General features: G+C 61.5%; 19 protein-coding genes and 1 pseudogene. 13 read left to right on the top strand and 7 right to left on the bottom strand.

Features of this window, described 5'->3' with window-relative positions; genetic code table 11:
• Positions 1 to 77 precede the first annotated feature (77 nt).
• The 6 genes and pseudogenes from L5014_RS28700 to L5014_RS28675 form a co-directional block, all read right to left on the bottom strand.
• Positions 78 to 440, bottom strand: coding sequence for a hypothetical protein (locus L5014_RS28700; RefSeq protein ID WP_238467180.1), 363 nt, complete (start codon positions 438 to 440; stop codon positions 78 to 80).
• Positions 441 to 595: 155 nt separating this feature from the next.
• Positions 596 to 1549, bottom strand: coding sequence for a phage Gp37/Gp68 family protein (locus L5014_RS28695; protein WP_238467179.1), 954 nt, complete (start codon positions 1547 to 1549; stop codon positions 596 to 598).
• 2 nt (positions 1550 to 1551) lie between these two features.
• Positions 1552 to 2136 (bottom strand): hypothetical protein, encoded by a 585-nt coding sequence (locus tag L5014_RS28690; protein ID WP_238467178.1) that lies wholly within the window; start codon positions 2134 to 2136, stop codon positions 1552 to 1554.
• A 100-nt stretch (positions 2137 to 2236) separates the two neighbouring features.
• Positions 2237 to 3454, bottom strand: a pseudogene (locus L5014_RS28685) (DUF1173 family protein).
• A 35-nt stretch (positions 3455 to 3489) separates the two neighbouring features.
• Positions 3490 to 3684 carry a hypothetical protein gene (locus tag L5014_RS28680; protein WP_238467177.1) on the bottom strand — a complete coding sequence of 65 codons (195 nt, stop codon included), beginning with the start codon at positions 3682 to 3684 and terminating at the stop codon, positions 3490 to 3492.
• A 149-nt stretch (positions 3685 to 3833) separates the two neighbouring features.
• Positions 3834 to 4553: a hypothetical protein gene (locus L5014_RS28675; RefSeq protein WP_238467176.1), complete on the bottom strand. Its 720-nt coding sequence runs from the start codon at positions 4551 to 4553 to the stop codon at positions 3834 to 3836.
• A gap of 369 nt (positions 4554 to 4922) precedes the next feature.
• Between L5014_RS28675 and L5014_RS28670 the strand changes: the two genes are divergently transcribed.
• The 10 genes from L5014_RS28670 to L5014_RS28625 all read left to right on the top strand — a co-directional run bounded on the left by L5014_RS28670 (position 4923) and on the right by L5014_RS28625 (position 12593).
• Entirely contained in the window at positions 4923 to 5924 is a 1002-nt protein-coding gene (locus tag L5014_RS28670; RefSeq protein ID WP_238467175.1) for an N-6 DNA methylase, read from the top strand.
• 214 nt (positions 5925 to 6138) lie between these two features.
• Positions 6139 to 7803 carry a PRTRC system ParB family protein gene (locus tag L5014_RS28665; protein ID WP_238467174.1) on the top strand — a complete coding sequence of 555 codons (1665 nt, stop codon included), beginning with the start codon at positions 6139 to 6141 and terminating at the stop codon, positions 7801 to 7803.
• A gap of 71 nt (positions 7804 to 7874) precedes the next feature.
• Positions 7875 to 8339: a PRTRC system protein E gene (locus tag L5014_RS28660; protein WP_238467173.1), complete on the top strand. Its 465-nt coding sequence runs from the start codon at positions 7875 to 7877 to the stop codon at positions 8337 to 8339.
• 11 nt (positions 8340 to 8350) lie between these two features.
• Positions 8351 to 8569, top strand: a complete 219-nt coding sequence (locus tag L5014_RS28655; RefSeq protein WP_238467172.1) for a PRTRC system protein C — start codon at positions 8351 to 8353, stop codon at positions 8567 to 8569.
• A complete protein-coding gene (locus L5014_RS28650; protein WP_238467171.1) occupies positions 8562 to 8780 on the top strand; it encodes a hypothetical protein in 219 nt (72 codons plus the stop codon). The genes L5014_RS28655 and L5014_RS28650 overlap by 8 nt, the downstream gene beginning before the upstream one ends.
• Positions 8781 to 8803: 23 nt before the next feature.
• Positions 8804 to 9808: a PRTRC system protein F gene (locus L5014_RS28645; protein WP_238467170.1), complete on the top strand. Its 1005-nt coding sequence runs from the start codon at positions 8804 to 8806 to the stop codon at positions 9806 to 9808.
• A 14-nt stretch (positions 9809 to 9822) separates the two neighbouring features.
• Positions 9823 to 10551 carry a PRTRC system protein B gene (locus tag L5014_RS28640; RefSeq protein WP_238467169.1) on the top strand — a complete coding sequence of 243 codons (729 nt, stop codon included), beginning with the start codon at positions 9823 to 9825 and terminating at the stop codon, positions 10549 to 10551.
• On the top strand, positions 10548 to 11183 hold the full coding sequence (locus L5014_RS28635) for a PRTRC system protein A (protein ID WP_238467168.1): 636 nt from the start codon (positions 10548 to 10550) through the stop codon (positions 11181 to 11183). The genes L5014_RS28640 and L5014_RS28635 overlap by 4 nt, the downstream gene beginning before the upstream one ends.
• The gene (locus L5014_RS28630) at positions 11180 to 11983 is read left to right on the top strand and encodes a PRTRC system ThiF family protein (protein WP_238467167.1); all 804 of its coding nucleotides are present in this window, start codon (positions 11180 to 11182) and stop codon (positions 11981 to 11983) included. Before L5014_RS28635 ends, L5014_RS28630 begins: the two co-directional genes overlap by 4 nt.
• Positions 11984 to 12038: 55 nt before the next feature.
• On the top strand, positions 12039 to 12593 hold the full coding sequence (locus L5014_RS28625) for a hypothetical protein (protein ID WP_238467166.1): 555 nt from the start codon (positions 12039 to 12041) through the stop codon (positions 12591 to 12593).
• Positions 12594 to 12674: 81 nt separating this feature from the next.
• Here L5014_RS28625 and L5014_RS28620 read toward each other — a convergent pair whose 3' ends face one another.
• Complete coding sequence (locus tag L5014_RS28620; protein ID WP_238467165.1) at positions 12675 to 13160, bottom strand: hypothetical protein; 486 nt, start codon at positions 13158 to 13160, stop codon at positions 12675 to 12677.
• 260 nt (positions 13161 to 13420) lie between these two features.
• On the opposite strand from L5014_RS28620, the gene L5014_RS28615 reads away from it, so the two are divergent.
• The 3 genes from L5014_RS28615 to L5014_RS28610 all read left to right on the top strand — a co-directional run bounded on the left by L5014_RS28615 (position 13421) and on the right by L5014_RS28610 (position 14441).
• Positions 13421 to 13672: a hypothetical protein gene (locus tag L5014_RS28615; protein ID WP_238467164.1), complete on the top strand. Its 252-nt coding sequence runs from the start codon at positions 13421 to 13423 to the stop codon at positions 13670 to 13672.
• A gap of 96 nt (positions 13673 to 13768) precedes the next feature.
• Positions 13769 to 13903 carry a hypothetical protein gene (locus tag L5014_RS38705; RefSeq protein ID WP_274389555.1) on the top strand — a complete coding sequence of 45 codons (135 nt, stop codon included), beginning with the start codon at positions 13769 to 13771 and terminating at the stop codon, positions 13901 to 13903.
• Positions 13904 to 13979: 76 nt separating this feature from the next.
• Complete coding sequence (locus L5014_RS28610; protein ID WP_238467163.1) at positions 13980 to 14441, top strand: outer membrane lipoprotein; 462 nt, start codon at positions 13980 to 13982, stop codon at positions 14439 to 14441.
• Positions 14442 to 14459: the final 18 nt, after the last annotated feature.

Genomic DNA, 14459 nt, shown 5'->3' with positions numbered 1-14459 from the left:
CGGTCATTATCCACGCAACGCCAGTTTTCAATTCCGCAAGGTGAGCGGTGCAAGGGCCGCAACTCGGGACGCAGCCCTCACGATTTGATGGAGGGCGGCTTAAGAAAGAGCTCTAGATAGGGTCTCAAAAGTAGTAGCTCCAGCGTATGCGCCTCGATCTGGATGGCTGTGCCTTCATTAACCAACTTCACCTGAACTGCGTCAGATCTCTGGGGAAGCGTGCCGTAGGCGAGAACCGTAAGCTTGTCATCGACGCTAGAGTGTTCAGGTACGAGCGCTGCGCGGTCCATCAGCTGCGCCTCTCCCGCAAAGTTGAGGAGATGTTCCAAGGTCCGGGCGAGTCTGGGCGCGATTTTCTCTCGGCCGAAAAGATCGGCGAGCGCCTCCGGCATCTTGGCGATCGACCGTGCGTTGTACACGCGGGACGCGGGGACGTTCATGGCCTTCGCGATCTCTGCCGACGTCGGCCATATCTTCTCGTCGAGTAGCAGGGCATATGACCTGCAGCGATCGCACGTCATGCCACGATGATAGGTACGATAACCGTTGGCGATATTATCGGAGCGCACCTTGGAGTCTAAGTCTCGCGGTCCTGTCAAGCCAGGCTGTCCGTAAGTGACCCGGAAGTTTTTGGGAAATCGTCGTATGTACGGCCGTCGAGCTTCCTGCCGGCGAGCTTCTTGCCGTACCGATAAAGCTTCAGTGTGTCGTCGTGGCGCAAGCATTCGGCGACTGTCGACGTCGTCGCGTCGAAGTGCCACCCGTTTCCGAGCCACTCCGCGGTTCGGGCGTCTCGCATTGCATGGCCTCCGCAGTTCTCTCCGGGGGCCCACTCGCCCCACTGTTTGAACAGAAATGCAACGTCTGCCTTTGCGCACTGATCGCGGAAATCGCGGACCCAGTCGGGATGCATCGGCCGGGCATGGGGGCCGCTTTCGCCGCCGCAAATGACCCAATCCGGCATGAGGTGTAGAGGAATCTCTCCAAGGTCGCCGAGCATTGGCTCGACGCTCCAGAAGCGCACGCGTGCCGGTACCGCGAGAAGCTTGTCCGCGTCGCGGAACATTTCGTCGCGATTGATCATTGTTGGCCCGATCCAGACGTTGTCCGGCAGCCGCGGTTCGTGCAGACGTTCGAGGTCGAACTGGCGCGTCGCCGTCTCGTTGATCATCCGCATCACGTTGCCGACGCGCTTCGTGAGCAACAGCCAGTCGAGATTGGGTGTGCGGTCGATCAGGTCGAACAGGTCAGCACGCCAGGCTTCGGGCACTTCGTTGTCGAACACATCCGCGAGCGAGGCGCAGAACACGCGTTGACGTCGGCCGTGCGCTGCGACGAATTCGGCATGCTGTGCGTTCCACCGAACAGGTTCCCGCCAGGTGGCGGTGCTTGTCCGGATACGTTCTTGGCCCGCGCCCCACACGACCTTGTGCAAGCGTTTGTCCATCAACTGCTCGGCGTAACAATGGTCGCAGCCGGGCGAGACTTTGGTGCAGCCAATAAACGGATTGAAAGTGTGGTCGGCCCACTCGATCGTTGTGTTTTCCATCTTTAGCCTCGCGCCTCCGTGCTGCCGAGGAAGTATTCCCGGATTACTTTCATGCAATTGGCGTCCGCCTGCGCCGTTGCGCCGGAGAGCCACGACTGATCCAGAGGGGTGCACATCCGCTCAAGGGCGGCTCGCACGGAATCTGGGACGGGAATTTCGATGACCTCACGTGCCAAGCGCTCGGCCTCGTCCAGTGAGGACGAAACGGCGGCTCGTTCATTAGAGGGTGAGATTTCCCGAAGATCGAGGCGTGCGGTCGCGATCTTCGCCAGCAATCGTGCTGCTCGTTGTCGAGATGGTTTAGGTGTGCATGCGTGGAGCGGGTCGGTTTCCAGGGGTGCATCGATGCCGTGGGGCGCGCCAATCTGCGAGGGTGCAGCGGCCTCGTCTTCGTAGGCTCTATCGCATAGCGGATGATGGAAACCCTTCCAATCTCCAAGCCGTCGGCATTTGCACGTCTCGTCGTGCTGCGCTGTTGTGGCGGGTGCGATGGCGGCGACGTCGGCGACGCGGCCGTCCCGGAAATTTCCGTGGTGGGCGAGTTCACGGCCCTCGCTGAAGTCTGATTCGATTGTGCTTTCGTTCACTGTGCTGTTTCTCGCGTCGGTTAGAGATAGATCGAGGTAGCGGCCGGCGCTCGTGGCTGACCGGGGGTAACGTATCCAGCCTAACCAGTTCTGCACCAAGTCAAGTACGCTTGACGGGAGACGGCGGCACGACCTCTTCCAATTCTTCGCGGTCTACATTCCATTCGACCGCCGGGATGCCACGCGAGAGACGCTGCGCCTGCTTTTCGGTCTTGCGCCGCTCGTAACTCTCCACGCCGTTCATGCCGTAGACCTCGATGTGCGTCGCGGGGCGTGTGTCGAGCAGTACGAAGTCCGGCAACATGTCGTCGCCTTCGGCCACGCGGATTGGTTTTTCGAACGTGCGGCGTTCAGCGATGAGGCGATTGGCCATCGCCACCTCGGGAATCGAGTCGCAGGGTAGGAACGCCGCCGAACAGAGCATCAAGGCAAGGTCGACAATGCGCAGATGTCCTTTTGTCGTGCGTTCGACGAGAAGGAGGGCAACGACGCGCGCGGAGCCCTCACCAATGCCGCGCCAGGCGTGTGGGTACTTCTTTGCGGTCCGCTCCATCTGTCCGGCCGTCGCGAAGTACCGAAGCTTGCGCTGGCACAACGTGACCGACTTGCCGAACCGGGCGTCGGCGATCTCGCCGATCTCTCCCAGTATCAGCGCACGCCGTCATACCTTTCCGTCGTTGGTCACGCAGCGGAGGAAATCGTCGAACTCCGCATTGATCGCGTCTCGCTCGCTTTCCTCGTATCGCCGCATCACATAGAGCACCCCCTGCGCCGGAGACCCGTTTATTCGCGTGTCCTCGCCAAGTCCCGCGAGCAGCATCGAGTTCACTGTGCCCCAGCCCCGCGCAGGCGTTGATCCTGCCCATGACGTCAGGCCGGCGCTCGACCAGAGCGTCTGCAGAAAGGCAAGCAACGGCGCGGATCGTCGCGATGTGCCACAGGATCTCTCACCAGTGCGTGATCGGGGAACTGACGAGACTTCGCGCTGAACCATCGACGCATCCAGCCGCACGTTCAGACCGTCCGCGCCAGTGATGATGGCCGCGGTGCGGTCGCTGCCAGTGCGCGTTGTGGTCCCCGGCTTTTTTCGGAAGTCGCAACCCTCGACGTGATGCACGCCATCGTCGGGCCAGCCGGCCAGATGAAAGAGGTAGCCATAGCGGCGGATCACGAGCTTGCGAGGCGCGTCCGTGCGGCAGTGGCACTGTGCGAAGCCGGGGACAACCTTGGCGCGCTCAAGGCGGCGGGCGAAACGTGCTGGATGTTCCTGCACTTCGGTGAGCGGCACGCGCTCGCCGTCGAACGATACGTCGAACATGAGAGGGTTCTCCTAGATGAGGCGCCACGAGCAGACTAGGCCACGACTTCGACCAGCCGTTGCGGACCGTGCCAGAAAGAACCATCGTTGGTGTTGAGCACGGTCACCATTTCGTTGTCCGCGTCGTGCTGTGTGACTACGCCTTCGCAGGGGGCTACCGCGTCCGTCGGGTAACGGACACGGCGCAGGCGAAGCGAGGCAACACCGGAAGTGAAGGCGGTCGGGGACATCGGTCCATCGTCGCGCCTTGGGAGCAAGATGAAGGGGGAAAAGCCAGCGAATTTCTCGCCCGTTTCGACCGACTGTCAGCCGGAAAGCTGCACAAAAACTGCATCATTCCGGGTTTAAGCGTTTAGGCGCCTAAACGGACAGGGACGCGCTACTGAAGCCGTACTCGACGAAACGACATCGCACCCTCCGACGGAGTACCGAGAATCAGGCGTACGCGACGTTGAAGGTCCGCATGAAACGCGCCGGAGACGGAGAGGGGTGCGCCAAACGTCATCCTCACGCAGCCGAGCAGCATATAGAGCATGGCAAAGATGCTTGCGACGCTGCTTGCCACTAGATGCAACCGGTTCGCGAGACTCTGCACCGGATCTCCGTGAGTCTCCGTCGAGGCGATGAAGCTGAGAATAGCGCGGGCGGAGTCAGCCGGATTAACCAGCCATTGCCACGCAAGATAGACGCTGAGGAGCGCTGCCGTGACAGCAAGCGTCAAGACGGTGTGGCGCCATATCGATCCCAGGATCGTACTGAACTGGGCGACGTAGTTCCGCGCATCGTTCGCGACAACAAGCTTCATGTTGGCGAAGAGTGGCTCCGGGACCTCTCCGATTTCGATATCGTTGATGGTGATTTTCATGACGGCGCGATCGTCTGCTTTGGCGACATTCCTACGTAGTTCGGCAACCTTCACGCGCCGGATGGCTTCGAGCCCCAGTCCGACCGCAAGGGAGACGGCGACGATGCACGCAACGTTAGGCTGACGGCTTGTGGTCAAGCTAAGCAACCAAAGTACGCCAAGCGCCGTTGCCGCGGCCGAGAGAGCGAAAACGAGCGAGCCTGCCCACGCACGCGGCTTCTTCAGATCCAGCATGGATATCTCCTGACATGAGCGTGGCCCGATTGCCCGCCCACGTTCATTCTCCGGCGCGCGCCAGGCCTCATGCGGCGGGAAAGCCCGCCGATATGGGCGCCAAAGCGGCCCGGCAGGTTGTTTCGAATCCTGTTATCCACAGAGTTGCCACCAGAAACTGTGGATAAGAGGCGTCTCGCTCAGAGCGAAAGCTCATGCGTAGCAGCGCTCTTTACACGGGCATCCTGCGACGATTCCCACTTACGATAGCGAAATCACCCGCGTCTCCGACGCATCGAACCAAACCGGCGCTGCCGGTTTTTTCTCTTTATCCCTGTGGGGCATCGCGCCCGCAGGGAGCCATGCCCCTCTTTCATTCTGGAGTAGGGCATGAGCAAGAGTGCACAACGAAAGCACGAGAAGACGGCTGACGAACATCAGCGCAGCCTTGTTGCTTTGATTAACGAATTTTCGTATGGGCATCATCTCGACACGGTCTTTCGCGATTTCATCGAGCTGGCTGCGCTGGCGATAAGCAACAGCGTCGACCGTGCGCAGTTCGACGCGCGGGAAAAGCGCTATCTCGAGATCGTCGGGAAGTACAAGCCGGAAGAGGTGGCGAGGTTCCCGAAGATGCTTGCGGAACTCACGATGTCGTTCGAGGTGCGGATCGCTGCGATGACCGCGGGGCGCGAACTCGGCGTTCGGGGAGGTGGGCTCACCGATGTACTTGGCGAAACCTACATGATGCTCGACCTCGGTAACGCGCGAAGTGGCCAGTTCTTCACGCCTTATCACGTCTCGCACCTCATGGCCGGGATCCTCATGGCAGGCAGGATTGATGCAGCACGCTCGCGGGAATTCGAGCGCGTTCATGAACCGGCGTGCGGTGCGGGTGGCATAGTCATCGCAACGGCCGAGGCTTTTCACGATGCCGGCATGAACTATCAGGAGACGATGCACGCAACCTGCATCGACATTGACCCCTGCTGTGTTCACATGGCCTATCTGCAGTTGTCGTTGCTCAACATCCCCGCGATCGTGGTGCACGGTAACGCACTATCAATGGAGGTTTGGGGGCATTGGTTCACGCCCGCGCACGTGCTCGGGGGATGGAGTCACCGGCTGCGTGCGCGCAAGGCGCTCGATGCGATGCGCGAACTGATGGGCACTCCTGAGGGCACACCTGAAGGCCAGACTGCCGTGTTGCCCCCAGTCGATGCCACACCGCCGGCGAACGATCTCAACGAGGTCGAATCGGACGGGGTCGCGGTGCTTGAACAACTGCGGGCCGACGCACCTGACGTCGCGGACATGTTCGAGGAGGCGATCGCAACGCTCCCTGCGTCGCGGTCCATCTTCGACGTCGTTGACCAGCTAGCGCTGTTTTGAATGAAGGGCCCGGATTTCTTCTCCGGGCCCTTTCCTTTTTAAAAGCCATCGCGTATTGGCGATCTTTCCGGCAGCGCGCCGCGCGCTGCCGGGCTATTGTCTTCGTATTCACCGCGCTTTCTGCGCATCGACACCGGCCCTCGCGGCCATTTTTCTTTTCACCCTTCGGGAATCCTGTTCCCGTAGGGGCGGGTTCCCTCTCAGGAGACCCGCAATGCAACAACTCAATACTCTTCGCCTCGGCGACATCCAGCCCGGCCGCAACCCGCGCAAGTACTTCGATCCCGCGAAAATGGCGGAGATGATCGAGTCCGTACGCACGCAGGGCATTATTCAACCGGTTCTCGTGCGTCCGCTCGATGGTGGTCGCTATGAACTCGTGTGCGGTGAACGCCGACTTCGTGCTGCGAGAGCGGCTCACGGGGAGGACTACACGGTTCCTGTCCATGTTCGCGAAATGGACGAATTCGAAGCGCGGGCGGTTGCGCTGATCGAAAACATCCAGCGCGACGACATGGCCGCTTCCGAGGAGGCGGTGAGCGCCGCGGAGATTGTTGGCCTATGTCAGGGCGATCGTGACGAAGCGGCGCGCCAGCTTGGCTGGACCCGCGCCGTGCTCGATTCCCGGCTCGCGCTCATGAATTGCAGCGCATCCGTTCTGGAAGCGCTCAATACTCGCAGCATCAAGCTCGGCCATGCCGAACTTTTCGCTGCGTTCACAAAGGACCAGCAGGACAAGCTCCTGCCCGTTGTTGTGAACGAAGGCCATAGCGTCGCCGACCTGAAGAAAGTGCTGGAGCGGGCAGCCTGCTCACTCTCAGCGGCAATCTTCGACAAGGTGGACTGCGCCGGATGCCAGCACAACTCGGCCGCCCAGGCGGAGATGTTTGGCGAGTCGATTGGCACCGGCAGTTGCACGACCCGCGCCTGCTACAACGAGAAAACGGAAAAGCAGCTTGAAGCAACGGCCACAGGCCTGCGCGACGAGTATCAGACCGTTCGCATCGTGCGCCCCGGCGACAACCACACGCGCATACAGCTCGTGGCGGATGGTCCGAAGGGCGTTGGCACTGAACAGGCGAAGGCGTGCTACGCATGCCAGAACTTCGGCGCGGCGGTGAGCGGTCTGCCCGATTCACTGGGCAACGTCTACAAGGGCCAGTGCTTCGATACGGTCTGCAACATGAAGAAGGTTGCGGCGCGTATCAAGAGCGAAAAGGCAACGGAACCGACGACGGCGAAGGCCGCGACGGCAACCGGAGCCTCGAAGGCCGCTGCCCCTGCAAAGGGTGACAAGCCCACCGCAGCAGCGCCTGAAGCGACTGTGGTTTCCGAATCCGAAAGGGTGAAGGCATACCGGGTCGCGCTTTGGCGCAAGGCACTGCGTCGCGACATCGGCACGAATCTCGAACTGGTTCGCCAGTACCTGATTTCGATCGTTGCGACGGGGCAGGCTCGCAGCATCAGCGAGACGGCATTCCGTGCTTTCTGGGAGCGACTGCTCGACGACAAGCCGCCTGTTTCCAGTTTCGGCAAGGCGGCGGATGCCGCGAAAGCCGCATCGTCTCTCGCGCAGGAGAACCTCATCGTCGCGATGCTGGCTTCTGCGATCGAGGGTGTGGACGTGCCGTACCTCACCGAGATGTGCAGGCACCACAAGCTGGATCTCACGAAGTACTGGAAGCTCGACAAGGCGTTCCTCGATCTCATCACGAAATCCGAGATGAAGGTCGTGGCCGACGAACTCGGCATCCGTACTGCGATGGGTGATGACTTCAAGAAGGTTTTCGCGAAATCGAAGCCCGAGGTGATCGAAGCGCTTCTGGGCGTCAAGGATTTTGACTACGACGGCAAGGTGCTGAAGGTCCTGAAGTTCTGACCGCCGCCCCGGCTCATTCCCCCTTTCACGCCGCGTTAATCGCGGCGTTCTTTCTTATTTAGAGGTTCTTTATGTTCCAGCAACTCGAAGCGATCGTGCGCGAGACCAGCAAGGTCACGCTCACGTTGAAGATGGCAGGCGACCAGATGGCAGTCGTGGTGATGCCGGGCGGCGACTCGAAAGAGGCGGCGCTGCGTCAACCCCTGGTGCTCACGGCGCTCCCGGCTGAGCTCGACGACGGCTTTGTCGCTGCCCTGCAATCGTTCCATGGCGTGCACCGTTCCCTCGCGGAACAGGTGAGCGCTACGAACGAGATCCTGCAGGCGGCTGAGAAGTCGCAGGCGGGCAAGGCACAGAAGGCGTTGTCGAAGGGATCGAAGGCAGCGCTGCCCGCGCCCGCATCGGTGACCGACGGCGACGACGAGGAATCGTCCGACGACGACAGCGACTCGGCCGCCAAAACGGCAGCGGTCGCTGCAACATCGGAGGCGTCGGCACCTGCTGACGGCAAGACCGATCTCTTCGGACTTCTGTGAGGACTCGCACCATGGCAATCACCGTAGCCACGCTCGTTCGCGAATTTCTCTACAACGGCATGCAGTTCGTGGATCCGGGTCCGGCGTTCTCGCCCGACCAGGTTCGTGATCTCTACGCGGCGCAGTACCCGGAACTCACGACCGCTACGGTCGATGGGCCGGAAGTCGCAGGCGAGGTCGCCCGCTACAAATTTGTCCGTGCAGCGGGTGCCAAAGGCTCCCATGCGTAAGGACACCTTGCTCAAGGCCCTGTCCGACCCGGACAGCGGCTTTTACCGACAGGAGCCGCCCGAAAGGGCGGTTTTTCTTTATGACGACGAGATGAACAAATGTTGCTCGATCCTTCATACGCTGATCGATCGCTCGTTGACAGCGCATGCGAAGCCTGGCAACCGCCACGCCTTGCCGCTCCCCGACATCGATCTTCCCCTTGTGTTCTGACGCTGCCTGATCTGGCGCCCGACGTGCCCTCTGGCATTACTCTCAAATGGCGTGCCGACGTCGCCGTCAACGACATCGTCCTGGAGCAGTTCCGGTACGGGCCGTTGCGTGCGACGGACGTGCACGCGCCGGCGAGCGCAGCGGACGCCTTCCAGCAGGCGTTCTTCGCCTGGATGAAAAGGCAGTTGCGACAACCGTTGCGATACCTCTCGGTCAAGGTCGAGCTATGCGACACCAACGCGGTTGAAGATCGCCTGGCCTACCAGCACAACGACGAATTTGAGCCGAAGGGGCCGCTTCATCTGGGTGTGAAACTGACGGATGAGTGGGTCCACGAAATCGGACCGCTTGCGGAGCCGCTCAGGGCCTGCCATCCGCTCCTGCTCCACACGCTTTTCTCGCTCGTCGACCGGGTCTCCGGAAAGACCGTCCTTGTTCGCACGCCTGGCTGGTTCCTCCAGGAATTCGCCTGCATGAACTGGGAGGGTGACGAGAGCGCTAAAGACGAGGAGGTCCGGCACGTCCTGACTGACTACCGCGGCCAGGATGAGGAGACGGTTCAACGCCATCTCCCATCGGTCGTTCGTCCGGAGATCTATCCCGATGAAATCCGGTCGCCGTCGAGGCCGGAAGGGCGCCGCAGCAGGCGGCTCGAACTCTCCGAGCGCGAGTTGCTTGAACTGCAGGCCGGGTCTTCCGGCCTGCCTGCCAGAGTGTGCGCAGAGCTTGTCGCGATGCATCGACTGCTCAGGCGGGCAGGCAAGCGAGCGCTGCTGAACACGGGCTACGACTCGCGTCCGATCTACTCGGGCTGCACCTTGATGCTCGCGACCAATGAGCGATCCATCGAGATTCTCGATGACTACATGAATGGTGAGTACCAGGCCGGAGAAGCGACCGAGTACAGCTGCTTCATTGAATTTTCCAGCACAAAACAGGGTATCCGCGAGCAGTACGCGCAGTGGAGCCTTGCCTTCCAGATGCTTCACCACCTTGACCGCCTGCTGGCGCTGGTGGTGAGCCCTTGACCAGGAGTTTTCCCATGAGTGATGTATCCATTGGCCGCACTGGCCACGACGTTTCCCTGTCGTCTGCATTGCTGCTCTATGCCGGCGAGAACGGCGCGCACTACGCGACCGTCCACCGGATAGCCGCCGATCGCGTGTCGGGTCGTCCCATCATCGGGGCGGGCCGCCCTCTCGATCGCCGCGCGCTCGTCGCTACGCTCGTGCAACTTGAGAAGAGCGCAGCGCCGAAGTGCGAATTTCTTCCCGCCAACCTGCTTGGCGTGTCCTCGGCCGCGGTGACGTGGTGGTGTCCGCCGGCGCCGCGCCGGGTCTTCTTCAACTGCAAGGAGCTGGGAAAGCGCAGTCGCGTTGTCTCGCATCCGGGGCTGGTGTTTCAGGCCTCGCTGACGGGCTTCCGCGTGTTCGCGCTGAAGGACAGCGGACGCCCGACGCCGGACACGCCGCTGTTCGAGCCGCCGTACTTCAACACGTGGGACCTCGGTGAGATTTGTATTGGCTCGGCACAGGTTCCCCGACGCATCGAGGTTGATGCGATCGGTGGCTGGGAGGAGGGCTTCTTCAACTCGGCCTTTACCCATCCGAATCACGGTGGCAAGCGCGTGACCTACGAGGACGGCTTCTACGCGTTCTGGCGGGACATGCTCGACGGCAAGTTCGAGGTATTTCCGCTCGACGTGCTGGTGCCGATGAAAGGAGCAACAGCCGGCAAGCTTGTCGCCGGGGTTGTCGGGGGTAAAGCATGAATCAGATCGATTTTGCTTTGCAGCTCTCGTTTCCCTCGGTGATGGTGCCCACGCGTGAGCCGGTGGTACCGATGGCCTGGCCTGGAGAGCGGTTGCTCATTGCGTCGAATGGCGTCTTCCTTGAGATCAATCGCCCGTGGATCCGGCTGGTTCGTCGGCTGGGTTCCTTCGAGTGGCGCACGGCTGTTCCTTATGGCGAGGCGGCCGAGCTGACCGAATTGCCGTGCGGTTCTGTGCCAGCCGAGCTCGTCGCAGAGTTTGCACGCATGGCGCGTGCGGCCCTGCCCAACGAGGTGGGCGCATGGATTGTGTGGGACGCAGCGACAGGCCTCTTTCGCCTGGTGCCGCTTCCATCGTTGTCACACAGTCCCGCACACCTGAGCTATGACCGACCACAACTGCGTGATCGCGAATGGCTGGTGATTGACTGCCATTCGCATGGTCGTGGCGATGCGTACTTCTCGGGAACGGACGATCGCGATGACCAGCACGACGTGAAGTTTGCGCTTGTGCTTGGGCATTGCCATCGCACCCCGTCAGTCGCACTGCGTCTTTGCGCGAAAGGGCGGTTCGAACCCGCGCAGACGATTCCGCAGAAGTGGATGACGGCGTTGGAAGGGGAGGTTGCATGAACGGACCGATCCTTCACAAGACGCCCCAGCACATGCTCACGGGGCCGTGGCGCGTTGTCGTGGTTGGCGCGGGTGGCACTGGCAGTGCGCTGCTTCCGTCGCTCGCACGGCTGCATCACGCAATGATCGAGCTTGGTCACCCGGGCGGTATGGAGTGCACCGTGTACGACGATGACACGGTCAGCGAGTTCAACGTCGGCAGGCAGGGCTTTTATCCAAACGACGTTGGCCAGTACAAGGCCACGTTGCTGGTGAATCGCCTGAACCTGCTGATGGGAACGAACTGGGTGGCTGAACCGCGCCGCATCGATTCGCGGATCAACCTGCACGCTGACATTGTCGTTGGATGCGTCGATTCACGGCGGGCCAGGCACGCAATCGCACTGGCCGCGAAACGGGGGAAGTGTCTCTATTACCTCGATTGCGGCAATGAGACGGACCGTGGCCAGGTCATCCTCGGCGAGTTCGGCAAGCCCCGGCACGACCGGTTGCCCCATGTGGGCGACCTGTTTCCGGAATTGCTGAATCCGAAGAATGACAAGGGCGACGACACCCCCTCATGCTCGATGGCGGACGCGCTGCGCAAGCAGTCGCTCGTCATCAATCAGGCGATCTCGGTGCAGGCGTTCAACCTGCTCTGGTCGCTGTTTCGAAATGCCGGTCTGTCGTTTTCGGGTGTGTTCGTGAATCTCGCAACGGGACGCACGAACCCGATTCCGATTGACCGCGCAGCGTGGGCGCGCTTCGGCTACGAAGCTCCGCCCGCGAAACAGCCCGCACGCCGTCGCAAGGCGGCGTGAGGGCTGACCTCCACGAGTCACGCAGCGCTATACGTCTTTGTGTGACTCATTTCCCATGGCGATGATGTCGGCCCTCAAGCCGAGGGCCGACCGTTGCCTAATCCTGCAAGGAGCTTTAAATGCCGAATTTTTTTCAACAACTGTTCAGGCGCGTTTCTGCCGTACGGCGACGCAACGGTTCGGGGCCACGCTGTTCGCTGTGGCGTTGTTCGCTGCGACCGGACTTCACCGGCTCTGGGGCTTCGCGCAGCCGCACCATGCGTGGCTGCGGGTGCTGGAGGTGCAGTGCCTTGGCCACTGGGCGCCCAGCAGCATTGAACATCTTGCGACGGCATTCGCCGGCTGCGTGCTGTTCGTGATGCTGTGGTCGAGTTTCGTGTCGCAGGCCACCCGTAACCGCGCCCTTTTGGGACTCGTGTTTGCGGTGCTCTACGGCATCACGTCCACGGTCATGTACGACGGCCGCGAGTATCTCGCGACCGGCGACATCAACCAGCTGGCGCAGATGGCCGCCGACGTGCTCGGTCTGCTCATGGCACTCGCGTGGGTGGCATGGCCGGAGTGCTCGAGCCGCCTGCAGTGTGTTCCGGGGCGTGGTTATCGTGCGTGACGCACACCAGTGCCGGAATCCCTGAAACCAGCGCAGTCCCGCGAAAGCGAGGCCTGCGCTTTTTTTTTCGTCCGGAGAGTCCTACGGTCGGCACCAGTTGCTGACAGCGGGGAAGAACAGGGCGAGCCCGGCACCACCGGCAAGCGAAGGACCGATCGTTACGCGAGAATGCCAGCGCTGGCCGATCAAGCCCGTCGCGGCTCCAATCGCGAACGCCCCGGAGACGACGGCGGCGCTCACGCCGGGCGTAGCGGTGCGCAGCAGCGGTGACGCGAATATAGTGTGCATATAAACAGGAGATAGATAGTGGGCAAACGATCCCCGATGCCTGAGATCGCCCGCTTTGTCGACGCGCTGCGTGACGCGTTCGGCGCGGACGAAATCGACGCGATCGTACGACAGGGGCGTGACGGCGAACCCGTTTTCTATGCGCGCGAAGCCGGCGTCGAATACGGCACGAGGCCTCCAGTAGGACATGGCTGGAACGCTGCGGCAGTAGGCGACCGGCACTTCTGCGAAGGTTGCGCTGGCAAGTGTCTGGAGTACGGTATCCGCTGCAGCGAACATCGTGCGCGCGCCGCGCGTGGTGCCGTCCGATAAAACATAGGCTGTTTAGGCGAGCATTCCGGTTCAGGATGGAGCGGACGGGCCGTAGACTGTCCGTATTCCCCGCGCTTTTAGCGCATCGACCTGACCACAGCGGCTTGCTGCTGTGCTGCTTTTTGTCTCACCGGTCGGACTTTCGTCCCGCCGCCAATTCTTACCCCCGTTGGGAGCCCACTCCCATTCGGGACACGGCTCCCTTTTTTATTCGAAGGAGCCGTACCATGCTGACCGTTTCCGCTGCCTCGCAACCGGCCGTTAAGGTCTCCGAACTCAACGGCTTTCGCGAAAAGCAACGCATCGTCGCGCAGGATGTTCAGGCCAGTCCCCCGCAGTTTCACGCCGGTACGATTGTTTCCGTCTGGAGCGATCGCACTGCAACCGTGCAGTGGGACTATGATCTGCCATTCGCTGTTGAACGTCGGCTGGTACGTAGTGGCCACGTTGAACTTCACAATCTGACGCGTCATTCGTAACGGTGCGGGCGTTTGCCCTGCCAACAATCCTTTACCCCTTTGGGAGCCCTCTCCCACTCGGGACACGGCTCCCCTTTTTCTTTCCAGGAGCCGTCCGTGTTCAATCGCGCAATCCGCAATATCCGTTCGAAAGCTCGTGAAGTCTCGCAAGGCGACCTCCCCGTGACGTCGCTCGCGCTCTTCACGTTCCTTCCCGCTGTCTCGCTGGCCGTCAGCATGCTGTCGCGCTAAGCCGATCCCATAACCCGTTCGGGCAACCTCAGCCCGAACGGGCTCCGGTTGCCCTCATCGTTCTGAGGCAACCACCATGATCCGCATTCTTCTCGCCATCGTTGTTCTCTCCGTGCTCTCCGGCTGCGCAAGTACCGACTTCGGCTCGCCCGATGTCTATCAGCGTTCGGACGTCCAGCGCGCCGGTACGCTCGAACAGGCCACCGTCGTCCGCGTTCGCCGTATCACCATCCAGGTCCCGGGCAACAACTCGGGCCTGACGGGCCTCGTATCTGCAGGCCTCGGCGCCTTTCTCGGTTCGAAGACGATCGGCAATGGTAACGGCCGCTACGTCGCGGCTGCGATGTCCGGTGCCGTGACGGGTTTCGTTGCACAGCACGTCAGCGACGCGCTCTCGCGCACCGCCGGTCTGGAGATTGTCGTGCGCAAGGCGGATGGCTCGCTTCGCGTCATCACGCAACCAGACGACCAGTTGTTCTCGCCGGGCGATCACGTGCTCCTCATGGACACGAGCTCTGGCGTTCGCGTCACGTACTGACGCTTTTCTCTCGCCGGC

It is taken from the genome of Paraburkholderia tagetis (assembly GCF_022213065.1).
Taxonomy (GTDB): Bacteria; Pseudomonadota; Gammaproteobacteria; order Burkholderiales; family Burkholderiaceae; genus Paraburkholderia; species Paraburkholderia tagetis.
Note: the sequence above shows the minus strand (reverse complement) of the source record. Positions and strands in the feature narration are given on the sequence as shown.